General features: G+C 64.1%; 21 protein-coding genes. 8 read left to right on the top strand and 13 right to left on the bottom strand.

Features of this window, described 5'->3' with window-relative positions:
* The first annotated feature begins 39 nt into the window (after nucleotides 1-39).
* Together JAB6_RS25425 and JAB6_RS25420 are read left to right on the top strand one after the other, a co-directional pair.
* Nucleotides 40-501: an OsmC family protein gene (locus tag JAB6_RS25425; protein WP_070305403.1), complete on the top strand. Its 462-nt coding sequence runs from the start codon at nucleotides 40-42 to the stop codon at nucleotides 499-501.
* Complete coding sequence (locus JAB6_RS25420; protein WP_070305401.1) at nucleotides 502-1,155, top strand: FMN-binding negative transcriptional regulator; 654 nt, start codon at nucleotides 502-504, stop codon at nucleotides 1,153-1,155.
* Here the strand turns inward: JAB6_RS25420 and JAB6_RS29475 are convergent.
* The 4 genes from JAB6_RS29475 to JAB6_RS25405 form a co-directional block, all read right to left on the bottom strand.
* Nucleotides 1,139-1,279, bottom strand: a complete 141-nt coding sequence (locus JAB6_RS29475; RefSeq protein WP_161784201.1) for a hypothetical protein — start codon at nucleotides 1,277-1,279, stop codon at nucleotides 1,139-1,141. The two genes, JAB6_RS25420 and JAB6_RS29475, sit on opposite strands and share 17 nt — an antisense overlap.
* A gap of 2 nt (nucleotides 1,280-1,281) precedes the next feature.
* Nucleotides 1,282-2,235 (bottom strand): AEC family transporter, encoded by a 954-nt coding sequence (locus JAB6_RS25415; RefSeq protein ID WP_070305559.1) that lies wholly within the window; start codon nucleotides 2,233-2,235, stop codon nucleotides 1,282-1,284.
* Between the two features lie 94 nt (nucleotides 2,236-2,329).
* Nucleotides 2,330-2,767: a CHRD domain-containing protein gene (locus JAB6_RS25410; RefSeq protein WP_070305399.1), complete on the bottom strand. Its 438-nt coding sequence runs from the start codon at nucleotides 2,765-2,767 to the stop codon at nucleotides 2,330-2,332.
* A gap of 157 nt (nucleotides 2,768-2,924) precedes the next feature.
* Nucleotides 2,925-3,482, bottom strand: a complete 558-nt coding sequence (locus JAB6_RS25405; RefSeq protein WP_034753667.1) for a helix-turn-helix domain-containing protein — start codon at nucleotides 3,480-3,482, stop codon at nucleotides 2,925-2,927.
* A 253-nt stretch (nucleotides 3,483-3,735) separates the two neighbouring features.
* On the opposite strand from JAB6_RS25405, the gene JAB6_RS25400 reads away from it, so the two are divergent.
* Nucleotides 3,736-3,972 carry a hypothetical protein gene (locus tag JAB6_RS25400; protein WP_034753441.1) on the top strand — a complete coding sequence of 79 codons (237 nt, stop codon included), beginning with the start codon at nucleotides 3,736-3,738 and terminating at the stop codon, nucleotides 3,970-3,972.
* Here JAB6_RS25400 and JAB6_RS25395 read toward each other — a convergent pair.
* Genes JAB6_RS25395 through JAB6_RS25380 form a run of 4 tightly spaced genes read right to left on the bottom strand, consistent with a single transcriptional unit; the run spans nucleotide 3,969 to nucleotide 8,642 of the window.
* On the bottom strand, nucleotides 3,969-4,976 hold the full coding sequence (locus JAB6_RS25395; RefSeq protein ID WP_070305397.1) for a spore coat U domain-containing protein: 1,008 nt from the start codon (nucleotides 4,974-4,976) through the stop codon (nucleotides 3,969-3,971). The genes JAB6_RS25400 and JAB6_RS25395 overlap by 4 nt on opposite strands.
* On the bottom strand, nucleotides 4,976-7,324 hold the full coding sequence (locus tag JAB6_RS25390; protein ID WP_070305395.1) for a fimbria/pilus outer membrane usher protein: 2,349 nt from the start codon (nucleotides 7,322-7,324) through the stop codon (nucleotides 4,976-4,978). Before JAB6_RS25390 ends, JAB6_RS25395 begins: the two co-directional genes overlap by 1 nt.
* A 46-nt stretch (nucleotides 7,325-7,370) precedes the next feature.
* Nucleotides 7,371-8,099 carry a molecular chaperone gene (locus JAB6_RS25385; protein WP_254671799.1) on the bottom strand — a complete coding sequence of 243 codons (729 nt, stop codon included), beginning with the start codon at nucleotides 8,097-8,099 and terminating at the stop codon, nucleotides 7,371-7,373.
* A 12-nt stretch (nucleotides 8,100-8,111) separates the two neighbouring features.
* Complete coding sequence (locus JAB6_RS25380) at nucleotides 8,112-8,642, bottom strand: spore coat U domain-containing protein (protein ID WP_034753434.1); 531 nt, start codon at nucleotides 8,640-8,642, stop codon at nucleotides 8,112-8,114.
* Nucleotides 8,643-8,850: 208 nt separating this feature from the next.
* On the opposite strand from JAB6_RS25380, the gene JAB6_RS29900 reads away from it, so the two are divergent.
* Nucleotides 8,851-8,979 (top strand): hypothetical protein, encoded by a 129-nt coding sequence (locus JAB6_RS29900; RefSeq protein ID WP_257620510.1) that lies wholly within the window; start codon nucleotides 8,851-8,853, stop codon nucleotides 8,977-8,979.
* A 12-nt stretch (nucleotides 8,980-8,991) separates the two neighbouring features.
* Nucleotides 8,992-9,798, top strand: a complete 807-nt coding sequence (locus tag JAB6_RS25375) for a response regulator (protein ID WP_070305391.1) — start codon at nucleotides 8,992-8,994, stop codon at nucleotides 9,796-9,798.
* Here JAB6_RS25375 and JAB6_RS25370 read toward each other — a convergent pair.
* Both JAB6_RS25370 and pnuC read right to left on the bottom strand, forming a co-directional pair.
* A complete protein-coding gene (locus JAB6_RS25370; RefSeq protein ID WP_070305389.1) occupies nucleotides 9,795-12,362 on the bottom strand; it encodes a TonB-dependent receptor in 2,568 nt (855 codons plus the stop codon). The genes JAB6_RS25375 and JAB6_RS25370 overlap by 4 nt on opposite strands.
* 330 nt (nucleotides 12,363-12,692) lie before the next feature.
* Nucleotides 12,693-13,283 (bottom strand): nicotinamide riboside transporter PnuC, encoded by a 591-nt coding sequence (gene pnuC / locus JAB6_RS25365; protein ID WP_080698630.1) that lies wholly within the window; start codon nucleotides 13,281-13,283, stop codon nucleotides 12,693-12,695.
* Nucleotides 13,284-13,419: 136 nt separating this feature from the next.
* Here pnuC and JAB6_RS25360 point away from each other — a divergent pair, with 136 nt between their 5' ends.
* Nucleotides 13,420-14,181, top strand: a complete 762-nt coding sequence (locus JAB6_RS25360) for an ABC transporter substrate-binding protein (RefSeq protein ID WP_070305387.1) — start codon at nucleotides 13,420-13,422, stop codon at nucleotides 14,179-14,181.
* Between the two features lie 6 nt (nucleotides 14,182-14,187).
* Here JAB6_RS25360 and JAB6_RS25355 read toward each other — a convergent pair whose 3' ends face one another.
* Together JAB6_RS25355 and JAB6_RS25350 are read right to left on the bottom strand one after the other, a co-directional pair.
* Nucleotides 14,188-14,889 (bottom strand): isochorismatase family protein, encoded by a 702-nt coding sequence (locus tag JAB6_RS25355; protein ID WP_198511246.1) that lies wholly within the window; start codon nucleotides 14,887-14,889, stop codon nucleotides 14,188-14,190.
* A 65-nt stretch (nucleotides 14,890-14,954) separates the two neighbouring features.
* A complete protein-coding gene (locus tag JAB6_RS25350) occupies nucleotides 14,955-15,821 on the bottom strand; it encodes a pirin family protein (protein WP_070305385.1) in 867 nt (288 codons plus the stop codon).
* Nucleotides 15,822-15,940: 119 nt separating this feature from the next.
* Between JAB6_RS25350 and JAB6_RS25345 the strand changes: the two genes are divergently transcribed.
* Together JAB6_RS25345 and JAB6_RS25340 are read left to right on the top strand one after the other, a co-directional pair.
* Nucleotides 15,941-16,846 (top strand): LysR family transcriptional regulator, encoded by a 906-nt coding sequence (locus JAB6_RS25345; protein WP_034753424.1) that lies wholly within the window; start codon nucleotides 15,941-15,943, stop codon nucleotides 16,844-16,846.
* A 46-nt stretch (nucleotides 16,847-16,892) separates the two neighbouring features.
* Complete coding sequence (locus tag JAB6_RS25340; protein WP_070305383.1) at nucleotides 16,893-17,696, top strand: metallophosphoesterase family protein; 804 nt, start codon at nucleotides 16,893-16,895, stop codon at nucleotides 17,694-17,696.
* On the opposite strand, the gene JAB6_RS29470 is transcribed toward JAB6_RS25340, so the two are convergent.
* Nucleotides 17,693-17,866 carry a hypothetical protein gene (locus tag JAB6_RS29470; RefSeq protein WP_175444615.1) on the bottom strand — a complete coding sequence of 58 codons (174 nt, stop codon included), beginning with the start codon at nucleotides 17,864-17,866 and terminating at the stop codon, nucleotides 17,693-17,695. The two genes, JAB6_RS25340 and JAB6_RS29470, sit on opposite strands and share 4 nt — an antisense overlap.
* Between the last annotated feature and the right edge of the window lie 5 nt (nucleotides 17,867-17,871).

Below are 17,871 nucleotides of genomic sequence, written 5' to 3'. Positions count from 1 at the left end.
GCTAAGATGGCGCATCCCCTCTATTTTTGCGGAGCACCCATGCATCAGTTTTTCGCCACCGTGGCCTGGCAGCGCGACGGCCAGGATTTCGTCGGCCAGCGCTACAGCCGTGGCCATGAATGGCAGTTCGACGGCGGCCTGACGGTAGCTGCCTCGTCGTCGCCCCTGTCCGTGCCGCTGCCCATGTCGGTGGCGGAAAATATCGATCCGGAAGAAGCGCTGGTGGCGGCCACGTCGAGCTGCCACATGCTGTTCTTCCTGTCGCTGGCGGCGCAGCGCGGCTACGTCATCGACGACTACAGCGACGACGCCACCGGCGAGCTGGGCAAGAATGCGCAAGGCCGCCTGGCCATGACGCGCATCGTGCTGCGTCCGCGCATCGCGTTTGCGGGAACGCCGCCCTCGCCCGAAGCGCTGGCCGCCCTGCACCACGACGCGCACGAGCGCTGCTACATCGCCAATTCGCTGACGGCCGACGTGGTCGTGGAAGGAGCCGATTAAATGTACTCGCCCGCCAGCTTTCGCGAAGAACGCCTCGACGTGCTGCATGGCTTGATCGACGCGCATCCGCTGGGCGCGCTGGTGCGCCACGATGCCGATGGCTTGTGCGCCGACCACCTGCCGTTCGAGATCACCGCGCCCACGCCCGACGCCCCATTCGGCACCCTGCGCGCCCACGTGGCGCGCGCCAATCCGCTATGGCGCGCTGCCGGCGGGAACGACGAAGCACTGGTGATCTTCCAGGGACCGCACGCCTACATCACGCCCGCCTGGTACGCGGAAAAGCAGCGCAGCGGCAAGGAAGTGCCGACCTTTAATTACGCGGTCGTGCACGCCCACGGCCCCCTGCGCGCCATCGACGACGCGGCGTGGCTGCTGGGATTGGTGGAGCGGCTGACGGCGCGCCATGAGACAGATCAAGCCGCGCCATGGCGGGTGAGCGACGCGCCGGCCAGCTATATCGAGAAACTCTTGAAAGCCATCGTCGGCATCGAAATCCCCCTCACGCGCATCACGGGCAAATGGAAGCTGGGCCAGAACCGCAGCATGCAGGACCAGGCCACCATGGCGCGCGAACTGGCCGCCGGCCCCCAGCCCGGCGCGGCGCAGGCCCTGGGTGCGCTGATCGCCGCCAACGTCACGCCAGCCAGCTGACGGCCGCCGAAAACGTCAGGAACGACAGCGCCGTCGAGACCAGGATGATGCGGGCGATGCGCGCCGTCGCTGTGCTCTCGACGATGCGCAAGGCGCGCGGCGAGGCCCGGGGCCACGCGGCCACCCTCACGCCAGCCAGCTGACGGCTGCCGAAAACGTCAAAAACGACAGCGCCGTCGATACCAGGATGATGCGGGCGATGCGCGCCGTGTTCGCGCCGAAGCGCTCCGACAGCAGCGAGACATTGCTGGCGCTGGGCAGGCAAGCCACCAGCACCATGCAGGTCAGCGCGAACGGATCGAGCGGCGCGCCCAGCGCGATGGCCGCATGGCCAATACCCCACACCAGCAGCGGATGCAGCAGCAGTTTTTTCAGCGCCACGGGCACATACTCGCCCAGCGGCGCCGGATCGGCCGTGCTCATTTGCGAACGGGCCAGCACGGCGCCGATGGTAAACAGGGCGACCGGCGAGGCGGCGTCGGCCAGCAGGCCCACCGTCTGCATCAATGGCTTGGGCAAGGCCAGTTCCAGCCACGACGACATGGCGCCCAGCACGATCGCCCACGGCATCGGGTTGCCCAGCATGCCTTTCATGGCGTTGGCGATGGCGGCGCGGCTGCCGTGCGCGCCGCCGCTGCCGATACGCGACAGGGCGATGCACAGCGAGCTGGTAATGAGCATGTCGACGACGATGGTGACGATGACGGGACCCGAGGAACGGGGCCCCAGCAGGGTCAACAGCAGGGGCACGCCCATGAAGCCCGTATTCGGGAAGGCCGCCACCAGCGCGCCGAAGGCGGCATTGTTCCAGTCGATGCGGTGGCTCAAGGTCATGGCCGTGGTGACGCCCACCATGATCAGTGCGCACAGCAAGTAGACGCCGAACACGCTGCCATCGAGCAGCTGCGCGATGGGCGTGGCGGCGCCGAAGCGATACAACATGCACGGCAGCGCGAAGTACAGGACAAAACTGTTCAAGCCGCCGATGGCGGCCAGCGGCAGCAGCGTACGCCGCACGGCCAGGTAGCCGCACAGTACCAGGGCGAAGAAGGGAAAGGTGATGGCGAGGATGGTCAGCATGAAGCGCCATTGTAGCGCGCTGCTGTGGCTGGCCGCCGGGCGCAAAAAAAGGCCGCTCGCGCGGCCCAAGGAGGTTTCGGGAAAGCGCCAGCGGCTATGGCTTGAGCTGGGCGCGGATCTCGCCGGCCGGGTAGGCGGCGCTGTGCACGTTCACGTACAGGTTGCCGGCTTGGTAGCTCGCATACTGGGGCGGCGTGAGCATGGCGCCGGCCGGCACGGCAAACATGCCTTCGGCCGTTTTCACCAGGGGCATGATGACGGGGCCGTTGGCGCCGGCCGGCGCTTCATGGATATGCGCGACGGTGGCCACCATGCCCGTGTAGCGCACGCCGCCGCTGACGCTGCGGTCGTGGGCGACACGGATATTACTGCTGCCGCTGGCCGTGCTCGTATTGGCCGGCACTTCCTGCGCGCCCGTCAAGGTGACGTCATGGCCGCCCGGCTGATGCGGGCCATGGGAACAGGCGCCCAGCAGGGCGGCCAGCGCCAGCACGGTGGCGGCGCGGCGAGCGTGTTGTGGCAATGTAGTCATCGCAGTACTCCTTTAACGGACATCGGGTCACGGATGGCGCCTCACCCTGCACAGCCGGGCCTGCGCCGCACTTGCATTGCATAGTGCGACGGTAACGCCATGCCGTGCAGTCCGTCTTGCTTTGCGCCAAACTCGGCGCACCTCCGCCAGCGCGTCTTCAGGCCAGATGCCCTTCCGCCACCCAGCCGCGGTTGGCGGCCGGCGCCTTCGGCTTGGGCGCGATGCCGCTGCTTTTTTCCGCGTCGAGGATGATGCTGCGCATGCTGTCGCTGGCGGCAGGCCCTGGCGCGAACGCGTAATACTCGTCATTGATGGGCAAGCCCGTCGTGGCATCGACCAGCACCGGATCGGCGGCCAGGCCCGTGTCGCGGCTGGCGATGACGAGGCTGGCGCCTTCGGGCGCAAAGTTTTCATTGCCCCAGGCGATAAACGCCAGCAAGACGGGCTTGAAGGCGCGCCCGGACTTGGTCAGCACGTAGTCATAGCGGGGCGGCTTGGCGCAATACAGGCGGCGCGTCATCAAGCCGCCTTCCACCAGGTCGGCCAGGCGGCGCGTCAGGATGGTGGGGGCGATCTTGAGGCTTTTTTCAAATTCGTCGAAGCGCGTCTTGCCGTAAAACGCTTCGCGCAGGATGAGGATGCTCCACCATTCGCCCACCTTTCCCAGGCTGCGCGCAATCGGGCAAGGCAAATTATTAAAGTTGGTATGTTTCATGGCCATCTCCTCACATTGATTCAACACAACAATCGAAAAAAATTTCAGTTGCAACACGGAAACTTAATTACTATCATTTTGAAAGTGAGCTGCTTGCCCCTGCGGCGGGCTGAAAATACACGAAAACTCACACTTTCCTTGTTCAAGTACAATCATGGCTGGTTCTGCTCTCCCAATCCCGGTGCGAAAAACGGTGCCAGCCACGCCTTCCGGCGCTGCTGCCCACGCCCGTTTTTCACTCGATGCGTTCACGATGACCCCTTTGAAGCTTGCCGTACTGCCTGCCCTGCTCGCCCTGTCCCTTTGCCAGACCACCACCGCCGGTACCGCCGCTTCCGCAACGCTGCAGGCCACCTTCGTCGTGCAGGAAGCGTGCACCATCGTCTCGCAGCGCAACATCACCCAGGTACGCTGCCAGCACAACACGCCTTATCTGCTGCACCAGCAGGCGACGCCATCGGGCGCCGGCCTCGTTACCGTCACGTTCTAAAAATAAATCGTTGCCGTCACCGTGTCCTTGTAGTCGCCGGGGCGGGGCGACACCTGCGCCGGCACGCGGCCGTAAATCGTCAGCGGCACGCTGGCGCCCGTGCCCGTGCCCGTCACCATGCTCGTGCCTGCCGTGCCATCGCCCCAGGGCGCGCCATCGAGCGTGGATGACAGCAGGTAGCTGACCTTGTCCGTCGTTAAGAGGTTTTTCATTTGCCGGTTGGCCACATTGGCCGCCACGCTGCCGCCGTTCAGGGCAATCTGATAGGCGTTGTTATTCACGCAGCGCACGGACAAGGTGCTGGTGCTGCGCAAGTTGCCCGTCAGGATGGAGGCGTTGGCGAACGCCATCGGGCTGGCCGCGATGGTGCAGTCGTTGACGGCCGTGGCACTTACCGTGAAACCGAAGCTGCCGCTGGTGGCCGAGCACCCCTGCAAGTTGACGAGGCCATACGTCGTGTACGTGTAGGTGCCCACGCCGGCAAAGCTCGACGCATAGACGGTATTGGCGTTGGCGACCGTGGGCACGGCGGCCAGGGCCGTACCGGCAGGGATCTTCGCGTACACGGTAAAGGTGGTGGAATACGTGCCGGGCGGGGCCAGCAAGCCGGCAGACAGGGTCATGCCAAAGGTCGATGGCGCGCCCGCCACGCCGGCGCCGCCCCAGATCTTCGCCGTCGCATATGAACTGTCCACGTACACGTTGTACTCCATGCGGTTGCTGCCATTGCCCAGCTTGCGCGGCAGGGCCGAGGTGGAATTCGTGCCCAGCCCCAGCGAGATGCACACTTGCGCATTGGGCGTAAGCAACTGTCCCAGGTTCAGCGACGAAAACAGGCAGCTGAAGGTGCCCGTGGCCTGCGCCACGTAATCGGTGCCGGAAATCGGGCTGACGGAGCCAAAATTGATATTCGTCATGCTGACCGTGCAGGTATCGGCCGCCTGCGCCACACTACCCCAGGCGCAGCCCAGCAGCAAGGTCAGCCATGGCAGCAGGCGGCGCATCAGCGGCCTCCTCCGGTGGCAGCGCAGCGCAAAGGCCCGATCACGGGCAAGCCGCCCGTGGCCGGACGCACATACGCAAAGCCGACCGTGCACGCGCTGTCCTCCTCACCCACTTGCAATTGATTCTGTTCGCGCAGATCGTCGACGAAAATGATGCCGTCAAAGCCCACGACCGTCTGCTTGCCGCTTTGCACATGCAGCACGGGCAAGCCCGTAGCCAGCGGCTTGCCATCGGCGCCCTGCACGATGACGGTGGCGGCGCTGTAGCGTTCGACGGGAAAGGCCGCCAGCACGCCGGCCAGGTGTTGCGGTACAACCGTCATATTGGTCACGGGTACGCGCGCGTCGACGTCGAGTTCATCGGTGGCGATACTGATCTGGTTATTGCCATAGGGATTCAAATTCGGCACCAGCAGGTAGCCGCTCCCGCCCGTCACGCCGATCTGGCGGTTTTCATGCAGCACAGGAATATTGCCCACGCCGCCAGTGGAGACCAGCGCAAAACCGTTGCCCACCTGGCGCGTCGTCTCGACATGGCCATCCATCAATACCAGCGCGCCAGCCGCGCCCAGCGAGGAGGCCTTGCCCATGCTGCTGCTTTGCGTGCGCGCACTCACTCGGCCGTCATTGCCCAGGTATTCCACTTGCGCCTGCCGGTAGGTATTGCCACCCACCGTGCCAGCTTGCAAGTTCCAGCCGAAGCCGCCGCCAAAGTCGGCCGCGCGCTGCGCGCTGACGCTGCGGCCGCTCTCGCCGTTTTGCCGGCTGGCGCTCGTGCTGATGGACAGATTATTGTCGAAGGCCATGCTCAGGCCGACATAAAATCCCCGCTTCTCGCGTTGCCGCACATCCTGGAACAGGCTGGCGTTCAGGAACAGGCCGTGCAACAGGGTGGCCGAATAGCCCAGGGTGGCCAGCTTCGATGACGGTGCGCCCGGTGTGCGGTAGCGGATATAGCTGCTGCTGATGAAGCTTCCCGCCGGCAAGGGCAAACTTACGGTAAAGCGGTCCGCCGCGCGCACCACGGGGCTGCCGTCGCGCGAGGCCAGGTCGCCGAATCCGGCGCTGGCGCGCACGCTTTGCACGTCGACGCTGAAGCGCGGCCCCATGTATTGGTAGCCTGCGCCCAGCTGCGCGCCACGGCTGTGGCCGGCACTGGCCGACAGCGATCCGCTGAGCACGCCCGCCTGGCCCAGCCGCACCAGCGCGCCCGTCCCCACCTGATACAGGCCGGCAGCCAGTTCCGCATGGCCTTCGATGGTGAAGCTGTCGCTGACGCCATGGCGGACGGAAGCGCTGGCAACGAGCTGCCGCTCATAGCCGAACAGGCGGCGGCCATAGTCGCGCCGCACGGCGCCCGCCTCGACCGAATAATCGCTCAAGCCGACAGCCAGCATGCGCGTGTCGACATACAGGGGCAGCACGGTCGTCACGCTGCGCCCCAGGGCATCGCGCGTGATGAGGGTGGCTTGCCCGGCGCCATTGATGCCGGCCACCTGGTTCAGCACGAACGGACCGCTGGGCACGCTAGCAGCATATTGCTGCACGCCATTGACGTACAGGCTCAGCGACGAAGGCACGAGCGCCGTGCCATCGACGGAGGCGACGGGAAAGGTCAGCAGGTCGGGGCGCAGCTGGAAATTCTTGCGCCACTGCACGCCGCCCACGCGCACGGCGCGGCTCCAGCTGAGCGAGGAGGAAATCAGGTCGCCCACTTGCCACGTCTGCAGGGTCTCGGGATCGGCATGGCTCCAGAACGTGTCAAAGCGCATGTATTTGCGCTGGTCCGACCCCAGGTTCACGGTGCCGGTATTGCTGAACACGCCGCTGTCATTGAAATAGCGCAAGTCGTTGAAGATGGCGGCGCGCCGCGTCCGGCCCAGTTCCGCATAGGCTTCGTAATTGAGGACGGCGCCGGGCGTAACGCGCGACGGCGGCGTCTGCGGGGCCAGGCGCGCGTTGATTCGGTACGGCGAGCGCAAGTCGTCCGCCACCTGCAGCGACACGCTCTGGCGCGCCGCATCATAGTCATAGCTGAGTCCGGGAATCGCATCGAGCGCCACCTCGGTCTGACCGGGTGCGGACAGGCGCGCCGGGTCCAGCCCCAACTGCTGCAAGTTCGCCACACTGCTGCGCAAGCCTTTGCCCACCTGGGTAAAGCGCAAGATCAGCCCGGTTGATTCAGCATTCACAGTCACCTCCAGATACAGTTCATTCGGCGCCATCGGATCGCTCGGCAAGCTGGCCGGTCCCGGATCGGCGCCCGTTTCGGCGGCCGATCCATCGGCCCTGGCCACCGGTGCCATGGCCAGCAACAGCAACAGCAAGGATGCCAGTGCGCGTCTCATGGTTTAACCCGGTTCGCGGCAAACCCGCCCGCCATGGCGGCCCGGTTCAAGGTGTCGAATTCGTGGCAACGAGCGCCTTTGCATTCACGTTTGCCGCAATACTCAACGGTCCATCCAGTTCGGCCTCCCTGGCGACGGGCAAGCGCCAGACGCGCATGCGTGCCGCCAGGACATAACCAAACAGCCCCTTGCTGATGACAAATTCCTTGCCCGCCTGGTTCGTCAATGTCATCGCACCGATCTGTGCATGGAAATTGCCGCTGTTCTTGACACGCAACATCCACTCGCCCCGCTCGCGAAACACTTGCCAGTCGAGTATTTCCTTGCCCGGCGCACCGGCCGGCAGCACGAACACGGGCACCGAATAGCGCAAGCGGATATCGATGCCGCTGCGGCCCGCTCCATCTTCGCGGCTGACTTCATCGATGAGCACGCGATACGTCTTTTCCTGCACCACAAGACCGGCCTGGGCACGCACGAGGCGGATGGTCTGCCGGCTGTTGGCGGCGATTTCCACGATCGGCGGACTGGCCACCAGTTCCTGCGTCGGCGCCAGAGTTTCCTCGCCATCGCGCTGCTCCCAGGCGAACACCCGCACCTGTCCGTAGATGGGCTGGTCGCCGAGGTTTTGCAGGCTGATGCCGGCCGCATTCTGTGGCGCGCGCAAATTGAGCGTCACCGGCGAAATCTGCAGATTGGCGCCGTGTGCGCCCGCCGCACAGCAGGCCAGCAGCGCCAGCACGCTTTTCATCAGGGAAACAGCACCGGCCTTCACGCAGCGCCTGGCTTAAAAGTACACGGTGGCCGTGATGGTCGACTTGTAGGTATCGGGCGCCGGTGTCGCTTGCGGCGGAATATTGCCGTACACCGTGATCGGCTGCGATGAGCCGTTGCCGGTGCCGCCGACGGTATTCGTGCCCTGGGTATCGCCCCACAAGGTGCTGCCAGCCGTCTGGTACAGGTTGAACTGCACCGTCCCCAGGTTGCCGCCCGTGCCGCTCATATAGCGCGTGGTACCGCTCGATCCCGTGCCCGAGCCGGCCGTCAAGCCCACGTTATACAGCGTGGTATTGGTGCAGGTGACGTTCACGGTCGTATTGACGTTAACGGCAGTAGCCAGTACACCCTGACTTTGGCCAAAGTCGAGATTGGCCGCCGCGATGGTGCAATTTGCGATGATTTTCAGGGTGACGTCAAAGGTGGTGGTGGCGCTGCCATTCAGATACACGGCGGCGTCGGCGCTACGCGGCAGGAACGCCGTGGCGGCAACCGCCACGCTGGCGGCAACGATAAGGCGGGGAAAAATAACTCGCAACATGATACCTCCTGATGATGGAACATCATTAATGAGCCCACCAATATGAAGGGCATCGAGGATAGTCACGGTATTGCCGGCGTTTTCTCGGGCACGCAAACCAGGACGACAAAAAACTTGTGCCGAGAGTCAGGAACCCGGGGACTCCGGCATTGTTTGCAGCATTTGCAAAACAGATTTTTTGGCAATCGACATTGCTTAAAATCAATGCATGAGCGAATTATTGGCGATCTGGGAAATCCGCGCTTCTTCTGGCGGAGAAACATCTTTTGAAACACGAGAAAAGCAGAAAAAAAAGAAAAAGCAGGGCATAATAAGCAACAACTTGCTATTTGGTTAAGTCATCCATGCCATGCCATTGACCAGCGAAACCATCAAAAAGAATATCCTGCTCGTGGACGATTCCGCGTTCGAGCAGCGCATGCTGATGGAGCTGCTCAGCGAGCAGCCCTATCGCTTCAGCATTGCCTTCAATGGCTACCAGGGCTACCAGCTGGCATTGGCCACGCATCCCGACCTGATCCTGCTCGACGTGCGCATGCCCGAGATGGATGGCTACACGGCGTGCCGTTTGCTCAAGGCCAATCCCGAAACGGAACAGATACCCGTGATCTTTCTCAGCGGCGCCGATGCCGCCAAGGAACGCATCATGGGTTTGCAGGTGGGCGGCGTCGATTACATTTCCAAGCCCTTCTTGCCGGAAGAACTGGCCGCGCGCATCCATATCCATCTGGGATTGATGCGTAGAAGCAACAGCACGCCACCGACAGCGACCCCGGTCAGCGACCGGCAGCAGCATCCGGACCTCGTGTTCGTCAATGCCGTCAAACAACTGATTCTCGATAACTTGGGCAGCCTGCCCAACCTGTCCGAAATCGCCCGCAGCGTGGGCACCTACCGCGAAAAGCTGACCCTGATGTTCCGCGAGCAGACGGGCATGACGGTCTTCGCTTTCATCCGTGAAGCGCGCATCGCCCGCGGCGTGGAACTGCTGCAGCAGACCGAGATCGACGTGCAGGATATCGCCCTGCTGATCGGCTTTCACAACGCGGGCAACTTCGCCACGGCCTTCCGCGAACGCATGGGCGTCACGCCCAGCGCCTACCGCCAGCGCCTGCATGAACAGACGGGCCAGCGGCAGGTGTCAAACGGTCATTAGAACTTGTAGTTCAGCTTGAGCGAGGCGAAGCGGCCGCGCGGGTCGGCCTGCGTATAGTCGAAGCCCGAGGCCGAGTAATCCCACGGCGCGCGCTTGTTGGCCAGGTTTTGCACGATGAAGGTGACGTTCGCCGCTGGCGTGACTTGCCAGCTGGTGGTCACGTCGAACGTGCTGAAGGCGGCCACGGATTCATCGAGATGCGTGTTTTGCGCATAGCTGCCCACGTAGTTCCAGGTGAGCGTGGACGACCACTTTCCCTGCTCCCACGTGGCCGATGTGACGCCGCGCCATTTCGGAATCGAGCCGAAATAATTGGTGCCGGCACCATCGGTGAGCGGGGCGCCGTCGGACAGCGGTTCGGCAAAGCGCAGCACGCGGCTCAACTGGCCGGCCAGGGTCAGCTTGCCCCAGTCCTTGTCGACGAAGCGCTGGCGCAGGTCGAGGTCGATACCCGACACTTCGCGCTGTCCCTGGTTGCGGTACTGGCGGTACAGGGTCGTGATGCGGCCATCGGCATCGCGCGTGATCTTCTGCGGCGCCGACGCTTCATTGGCGAGCGTGGTGGTCGCGCTTTCCGTGCCGATCACGCCATCCTGCCTGATGCGGTAGTAATCGAGGCCGATGCTCGAACTGCTGGTCGGCGACACCACCACGCCCAGGTTCAGGTTATTCGAGCGCTCCGGACGCAGCGCCGTATTGGCGATGGTAATGGCCGTCACGCCCCGCGTCTGCGTGGGCGTGATCGGGTCGCGCGGATCGAGCACGCTGACGTAGCTGACGGCCGTGCTTTGTGTGATTTCCGGCAGCGACGGCGCACGGAAGCCGCGCGACACGGTGCCGCGCACCAGCAGCCACGGCGCCGCCTGGTAGCGCGCGCTGGCCTTCGGCGAAAACGCATTGCCGAAATCGCTGTAATGGTCGGCGCGGCCCGCCAGATTGACGGACAGGTCTTTCACGACGGGCACGTTGAATTCGGCAAACAGGGCCGACACGCTGCGCGAACCGTTGATGATGTTGATGGCCGGACGCAGCTCCGTGCCCGACAACACGGCCGTCGAGGTTTGCGAATCCATCTTTTCGCGGCGCCACTGGGCACCGGCGGCAAAGCCCAGCGGACCGGCCGGCAATTGCCACAGGTCTTTCGCGGCCGAGAAATCGACGGTGTCGAGGGTCGACTCGGCCGGACGCAGGGTCGACAGGCGCAGGCGGTTGCGCACCGCTTCACTGTTTTGCGACTGGTCGAGGAAGTTATAACTGCCATCGGCCAGCACCTTCTGGAATTCGTAGCGGTTGACGAAGTTCTGCACGGTTTCTTCCAGCTTGCTGCTCGAGTGGCCCACGGCCGCATCCCAGTCCCAGCCCGCCAGCGTGCCTTTGACGCCCGCCAGCGCGCGGTAGAAGGTGACCTTGTCCTGCTTCAGGCGCGGCCCCAGGTCGAACAGGGTGGCCGTGAACGGCAGGGGCGTGGCGCCCGGATTGTTCGGGTGGCCGACCGGCAGCACGACGGGGATGGTGTCGAGCGCCTGCGTGGCGTTGTTCCACACGCGCGTGGCATTGTTGACGGTGAGCGGCGCGCTGAAGGTCTGGTCGGCGCGCGAATAACTGTGCAGCAAGTCGACGTAAGCTTCCGTGTCCGCGTTCAGCTTGAAGGTGGCGCGCGCGGCCGTGTGCACGCGCTGGATGCCGGGGATCAGGGTTTTATACGGCGACGGGTTATACGCGAGCACTTGCCCCGTCTTGCCGGGCGTGATGTCGCCGTAATTGACCAGTTGCAGCGGTCCGCGCACCCCGCCCAGGGTCCGCGTCGGGTCGCTGCCCGCATAATTGGTGGCGACCCAGCCCAGCGCGCCACGCTGCTGATTGCGGAAGTCCGTATCGCGCATCCACGCCACGTCGCTTTGCTGCAGCTTGTCGCGCTGCTGCGCGTCGATCGAGAAGACCAGGCTGTAGCCGTCTTCCTCGAGCTTGCCGAAACCCGTCTGCAGCGCCGCGCTCTTTTCATGCTGGCCCGTGCCTTCGGTCGAGCCGCCCCACTGCGCCGTGATGTCCGTGCCCGTGAATTCCTTGTACAGGATGATGTTGACGACGCCGGCCACGGCATCGGAACCGTAGATTGACGAGGCGCCATCCTTGAGCACCTCAATGCGCTGTACGGCCGCCATCGGCAGGCTGTTCAGGTCGACAAAGGTTTCCTGCAGGTTTTGCGCCGTCGCATAGCTGGCCACGCGCTTGCCGTTCACCAGGATCAGGGTATTTTTCTGGCCGATGCCGCGCAGCGACAGGCCCGACGTGCCGGCCGAGAAACTGCCCGTATATTGTTCGTTGTAGCTGTTGCCGCTGTTGGCGGAGATAGCGCGCAGCACATCCGACACGCTGGTCTTGCCGCTGGCTTTCAATTCCTTGGCCGTGATGACCTGCACGGCGCTGGCGCCCTCTTTTTCGCTGACGCGGATATTCGATCCGGTGACGTTGACGCGCAGCATGTCATCCTCGGCGTGGGCGATGGTGGAGACGGCGGGGAAGGCGGCGGCGATGGCAAGACTGATGGCGAGTGGTTTGAACATGGTTTCCTCTTATTGGGATTGCAGCCTTTTTCAGATAAAAAAGGCCGAGCAGGGGCACACGGACCGGATTGGCCTGCGGGCAAAACGACGACGGGGGGATGAAGGAATTACGGGATGCGTGGACGGACACGCATCGGCATCCACTGCGCCATGCATTGCATGGTCAGCTGGTGCCGGACGGCGTAAAAACAGGCAGAAAGGGTAAAACGCAACATAAAAGACACCGGTAAGCGGGGAAAGGCCACTATATCCCGGTGTCTTTATGGGGTGAACGAATTAAAAATTGAATGTATATACGATTTGGATCTAAGGACTTGGTTTTTGGCAATATCAGGCGTCGGCCAGCGCCGGCGGCACGGCCGCCGCGCGGCGTGCCTGCACGCTCCACCAGTACCAGGAAATGACGGCGTTGACCCAGTAGGCCGCATACAGCACGGCTGTCAGGTGCAGGCCGCGGCTGTAGTAGAGCGGCACGGCGACGGTGTTGACGAGCAGCCAGAAAGCCCACGTTTCGATGCGGCGGCTCATCAGCAGGAATTGCGCGATGATGCTAAATACCAACACCGCCGAATCGATGAATGGCGCGTAGGCGTTCGTGAAGCGGTGCAGCAGCATGCCGTAGATGGCCACGGAGGCGATACCGGCCGGCACGACCCAGGCCAAGCTGCGCCAACCCGTGCGCGTGATCGGCAAGGGCTTGCCGCCGGCGCCGCGCCGCCATTGCAGCCAGCCGATGACGCAGGTGACGATGAAAAACAGCTGCAGCATCACGTCGGCGTACAGGTTGACCTGGAAAAACAGCACGGCAAACAGCACGCAGCCGACCATGCCGATCCACCAGGAATGAATGTTGTTGCGTCCGGCCAGGATGATGGAAGCAGTCATCAAGACATTGGCGGCGATCTCGAGCGGGGGAGTCAAGCGGATTTCCTTTGGATGAAGACACGCCGCCACTATAGCCCATTTGATATCCGCAACCCGCCATGCACTGCTTGACTTCCGTGGCCATTCTGGCAAATTGCTAAGCACTACACTTGAACCACTGCGGAGATGTTCCATGCGCTTGCGCCACGTGCTGCTTGCGGCAACGCTGCTTGGCAGCGTCCTGCCCGCCCTGGCCTGCCGCATGACGATGGCGCTCGAGCAATGGCCGCCGTATGTCTACCGCGACGCCCAGGACAGTTATACGGGGCTGGACCTGGAACTGCTGCGCGCCATCTTCAAGGAAGCGCACTGCACCTTGGTCACCTTGCCGGAATTGCCGACGGCGCGGCGCCAGCTGCTGTTCCAGAAAGGCGAACTGGACCTGCTGCCCGCCGCGTCCGAGACGCCAGAACGCCAGTCCTATGCCCGCTTTTCCCTCTCGTATCGCGATGAAGCCGTCGGTGTCTTCAGCAAATCCGGCGCGCCCGGCAACCACCGCCAAGTCGCCAGCTTCGCGCAGCTCGCGCGCGGCAAGTCCACCCTGCTCGCGCCCAAGGTGGGCTGGTACGGGGCCGACTATGCGGCGGCCCGTCCGGCAATGGAAAAAGACGGCCGCCTGAATACCTTCGGCAGCTTCCGGCAAGGCATCCTCATGCTCGACGCGGGCCGCGCCGACCTGTTGCTGGGCGACGTGCTGGCCGTGCGCCACGAAGCGCGTCTGCAGGGCGTGGCCTTGAACACCCTGCCCTTCCTGGCACTGCGCGCGCCCGTGCACCTGATGCTCAACGCGCGCACGACCAGCGCCGCCGACCTGGCGCAACTGAACGCCGCCATCACGCGCCTGGAACAGCGCGGCGTGCTGGCGGCGATACGCAGCAGCTACGAAGCGCCATAGCGGCGGTCAGCCCTTCGATGCCGCCTCGAGGATTTCCAGCTTCGTTTCGCGGCCATTCTTTTGCACGCCCTGCGCCTTGTCGTAGCTTTCGATCAGCGCGCGGTACGGCGGCACGATGTGGTCGGTCATGATGGCGGCGAATTCCATCGCATCGGCGCGGTTCCAGGTGCTCATCACTTCAGCCAGCACGGCATACGTGTCGATCGGCACGGCGCCCGCTTGCGTGACGCGTGCCATGGTGATGTCGGTGGCCATCTTCGACCAGTTGCCCGAGGCGTCGATGATGGCAAACACCTTGTAGCCGGCCGCCAGCGCGCTGATGGTGGGAAAAGCCATGCACACGCTGGTGAGCGTGCCGGCGATCAGCAGGGTCTTGCGGCCCGTCTTTTCAATCGCTTCGACCCAGGCCGGATTGTCCCAGGCATTGATCTGGCCCGTGCGCGGGATGTAGACGGCTTCCGGATTGAAATGGTGGATTTCCGGGATCAAGGGGCCGTTCGGGCCGTCGGGCACGGACGCGGTGGTAAACGTCGGCATCTTGGCCAGGCGCGACAGCTTGGCCAGCGCCGTGACGTGGCCGCGCAGCACGTGCTGCTCGATGTCGCGCACCAGCTGGAACAAGCCGCTCTGGTGGTCGATCAGCAGCATGACGGCGTCGTCGGGATCGATCATCGGTGGCAAACCTTGGAAGTTGGCGGGGGTGCTCATGGTGGTCTCCTGAAAAACCGTGCCGCGGGATGCGGCACGGGTACTACACAAATTCACTGCGCAAATTACTTCGCGATGCGGGCGAAGCGGCCGCTGTTGAAATCCTCGAACGCCTGCGCGATTTCCGCTTCGGTGTTCATGACGAAGGGGCCATGGCCGACGATGGGTTCATCGATCGGCTCGCCACTGAGCAGCAGCACCACGGCGTCATTGTTCGCCTCGACGGTGATGCTGTCGCCGTCGCGCTCGAACAGCGCCATCTGCGCTTCGCGCACCACGCTCTCGCCATTGACCAGCACCGTGCCATGCAGGACGATCAGCGCCGTGCTCCAGCCGCGGGGCACGGGCAGTTCCGTCAGCTTGCCCTGGGCCAGGCGCACATCCCACACCTGCATCGGCGAGAACGTGCGGGCCGGGCCATGCTGGCCAGCGAAATCGCCGGCGATCACGCGCACGGAACCTGCATCGTCGGGCAGCGCCAGCGTGGGTATCGTGTCGCTGGTGATGGCCTGGTAGCCGGGCGCCGTCATCTTGTTTTTTGCCGGCAGATTCACCCACAGCTGCACCATTTCCAAGGTGCCGCCCGACTGCGTGAAGGCAGGCGAGTGAAACTCTTCATGCAGGATGCCGGCGCCGGCCGTCATCCACTGCACGTCGCCGGGGCCGATCACGCCGCCCTGGCCCGTCGAATCGCGGTGCGCCACTTCGCCCTTGTAGACGATGGTCACCGTTTCAAAGCCGCGGTGCGGGTGCGAGCCGACGCCGGGCGGACGGGTGCCGGGGGTAAATTCGGCGGGGCCGGCATAGTCGAGCAGCAGGAATGGGCTCAGCTGCTTGCCATGGCCGTTATACGAAAACATCGAGCGCACGGGGAAACCATCGCCTACCCAGTGCTGGCGCGGTGCGCTGTAGATACCTGTGACTTTGTTCATCTCGATCTCCTGTTGAGGTTTGCATTACGATGGAGACAGAATAGACCTGCAACGATGAAGCGGGTAGACGGTAAAATAGGCCATCAGCGTTCCAAAAATAGAACGATCAAGGAGGTGGCATGCAAGATCTGAATGACTTGTATTACTTTGTGCAGGTGGTCGACCATGGCGGCTTCGCGCCGGCCGGGCGCGCGCTGGGCATGCCGAAATCCAAACTGAGCCGGCGCATCGCGCTGCTGGAAGAGCGCCTCGGCGCACGCCTGCTGCAGCGCACGACGCGGCATTTTTCCGTCACCGACGTGGGACAGACGTTTTACGAGCATTGCAAGGCGATGCTGGTGGAAGCGGAAGCGGCGCAGGAAGCGATCGAACTGACGCGGGCCGCGCCGCGCGGCACGGTGCGCCTGTCCTGCCCCATCGCCCTGCTGCAATCGCTGGTCGCGCCCATGCTGGCCGGTTTCATGCGCGCGCATCCGCAAGTAACTCTGTTATTGGAAGCGAGTAACCGCCGCGTCGACCTGGTGGCCGAAGGCATCGACGTGGCCATCCGCGTGCGTCCGCCGCCGCTGCCCGACAGCGACCTGGTGCTGCGCGTGCTGGCCGAACGGGGCCAGTGCATGGTGGGCAGCCCCTTGCTGTTCGCCGGTGCACCGCTGCCGAAGGCGCCGGCCGACCTGGCCGACTGGCCCAGCCTGGCCCTGGGCATGCCGCAACAGCACTACCAGTGGGATTTGCATGGCCCCGATGGGGCGCGCGCCCAGCTGCGCCATACACCGCGCTTCGTCACGGGCGACATGCTGACTCTGCGCGACGCGGCCGTGGCCGGCGTGGGCGTGGTGCAGCTGCCGACCATGATGATCACCGAGCAGGTGGCCAATGGCAGCCTGCTGCCGCTGATGGAGCAGTGGCGGCCGCAGCGCGAAATCATCCACGCAGTATTTCCCTCGCGGCGCGGCCTGCTGCCGGCCGTGCGCGCGCTGATCGACTACCTGGCGCACAGCTTCGCCGCGCTGCCGGAAGAGTGAAGGTTTTCAGGTACGATGGTGCTCTTTCAACAGGCGTGAAAACAGCATGCGTTTATTGATACTGTCGGACCTGCACCACGAGCTATGGCGCGACGAAGCGCCGCAGGGCGACCTCGCGCTCAGCTGCCCCGACGCCGTCATCCTGGCCGGCGACATCGACACGGGCATCCGCGCCGTCGGCTGGGCCGCCAGCGCATTCGCGGGCCTGCCCGTACTGTACGTGCATGGCAACCACGAAGGCTATGGCCACCATCTGGACAAGGTGCGCCAGGAGCTGCGCGCGGCCTGCGCCGCCACGCCCAACGTGCATTTTCTCGATGCGGAGTCCTATGTGATCACCGACCAGGCAGGCAACAAGGTACGCTTCCTGGGCGCCACCCTGTGGACGGATTTCCGCCTGCTGGGCGACGATACGCGGCAAGCGGCCATGCGCGACGCGGAAGCCGTCATGAACGATTACAAGCGCATCCGCTTGGCCGGCATGGGCTTTCGCAAACTGCGTGCGGCCGATACGGCCATGTTCCATGCGCAGCAAAAAGCGTGGCTGGCGCGCGAACTGGCGCAGCCCTTCGACGGACGCACTGTCGTCATCAGCCACATGGCGCCGTCGCTGTTGTCCGTCGACGATGCCTACGGCAGCGAAGGGTGTTCGCCCGCCTACGCCTCGCGCCTGGACGACCTGGCCGCGCAGGCGGACCTGTGGGTGCATGGCCACCTCCACGTCTCGCGCGACTACCGCATCGGCCGCTGCCGCGTCGTCAGCAACCCGTGCGGCTACAAGACGCGCAGCGGCACGCCGCAAAATCCCGCTTTTGATCCGAACTTCATCGTCGAACTGCCGGTCCGCTAATCGTCAGCTTTGAGGCGGCCCGCCAGCATTTGCTGCAGGCGGTGCTTGCCGGCCCGGCGCGCCGCACGCGGCGACGCCTCCGACTGGTGCGCGCCGGCGCCGCCGCGCAGTTTCGCTGCCGCCACCAGCGGGTTGCGCGGCTTGGACGTGGCTTTCACTTTGATTTTCATATGCT

It is taken from the genome of Janthinobacterium sp. HH104 (genome assembly GCF_001758715.1).
Lineage (GTDB): Bacteria > Pseudomonadota > Gammaproteobacteria > Burkholderiales > Burkholderiaceae_D > Janthinobacterium > Janthinobacterium aestuarii.
Note: the sequence above shows the minus strand (reverse complement) of the source record. Positions and strands in the feature narration are given on the sequence as shown.

Coding starts and splice junctions, on each gene's coding strand:
- JAB6_RS25380 (WP_034753434.1), bottom strand. CDS start 8,642: ATGTTGCGAGTTATTTTTCCCCGCCTTATCGTTGCCGCCAGCGTGGCG.
- JAB6_RS29470 (WP_175444615.1), bottom strand. CDS start 17,866: ATGAAAATCAAAGTGAAAGCCACGTCCAAGCCGCGCAACCCGCTGGTG.
- JAB6_RS25395 (WP_070305397.1), bottom strand. CDS start 4,976: ATGCGCCGCCTGCTGCCATGGCTGACCTTGCTGCTGGGCTGCGCCTGG.
- JAB6_RS25360 (WP_070305387.1), top strand. CDS start 13,420: ATGCGCTTGCGCCACGTGCTGCTTGCGGCAACGCTGCTTGGCAGCGTC.
- JAB6_RS25410 (WP_070305399.1), bottom strand. CDS start 2,767: ATGACTACATTGCCACAACACGCTCGCCGCGCCGCCACCGTGCTGGCG.
- JAB6_RS25415 (WP_070305559.1), bottom strand. CDS start 2,235: ATGCTGACCATCCTCGCCATCACCTTTCCCTTCTTCGCCCTGGTACTG.
- JAB6_RS25350 (WP_070305385.1), bottom strand. CDS start 15,821: ATGAACAAAGTCACAGGTATCTACAGCGCACCGCGCCAGCACTGGGTA.
- JAB6_RS25370 (WP_070305389.1), bottom strand. CDS start 12,362: ATGTTCAAACCACTCGCCATCAGTCTTGCCATCGCCGCCGCCTTCCCC.
- JAB6_RS29900 (WP_257620510.1), top strand. CDS start 8,851: ATGAGCGAATTATTGGCGATCTGGGAAATCCGCGCTTCTTCTGGCGGA.
- JAB6_RS25420 (WP_070305401.1), top strand. CDS start 502: ATGTACTCGCCCGCCAGCTTTCGCGAAGAACGCCTCGACGTGCTGCAT.
- JAB6_RS25400 (WP_034753441.1), top strand. CDS start 3,736: ATGACCCCTTTGAAGCTTGCCGTACTGCCTGCCCTGCTCGCCCTGTCC.
- JAB6_RS25390 (WP_070305395.1), bottom strand. CDS start 7,324: ATGAGACGCGCACTGGCATCCTTGCTGTTGCTGTTGCTGGCCATGGCA.
- JAB6_RS25345 (WP_034753424.1), top strand. CDS start 15,941: ATGCAAGATCTGAATGACTTGTATTACTTTGTGCAGGTGGTCGACCAT.
- JAB6_RS25405 (WP_034753667.1), bottom strand. CDS start 3,482: ATGAAACATACCAACTTTAATAATTTGCCTTGCCCGATTGCGCGCAGC.
- JAB6_RS25425 (WP_070305403.1), top strand. CDS start 40: ATGCATCAGTTTTTCGCCACCGTGGCCTGGCAGCGCGACGGCCAGGAT.
- JAB6_RS25355 (WP_198511246.1), bottom strand. CDS start 14,889: ATGAGCACCCCCGCCAACTTCCAAGGTTTGCCACCGATGATCGATCCC.
- JAB6_RS25340 (WP_070305383.1), top strand. CDS start 16,893: ATGCGTTTATTGATACTGTCGGACCTGCACCACGAGCTATGGCGCGAC.
- JAB6_RS25375 (WP_070305391.1), top strand. CDS start 8,992: ATGCCATTGACCAGCGAAACCATCAAAAAGAATATCCTGCTCGTGGAC.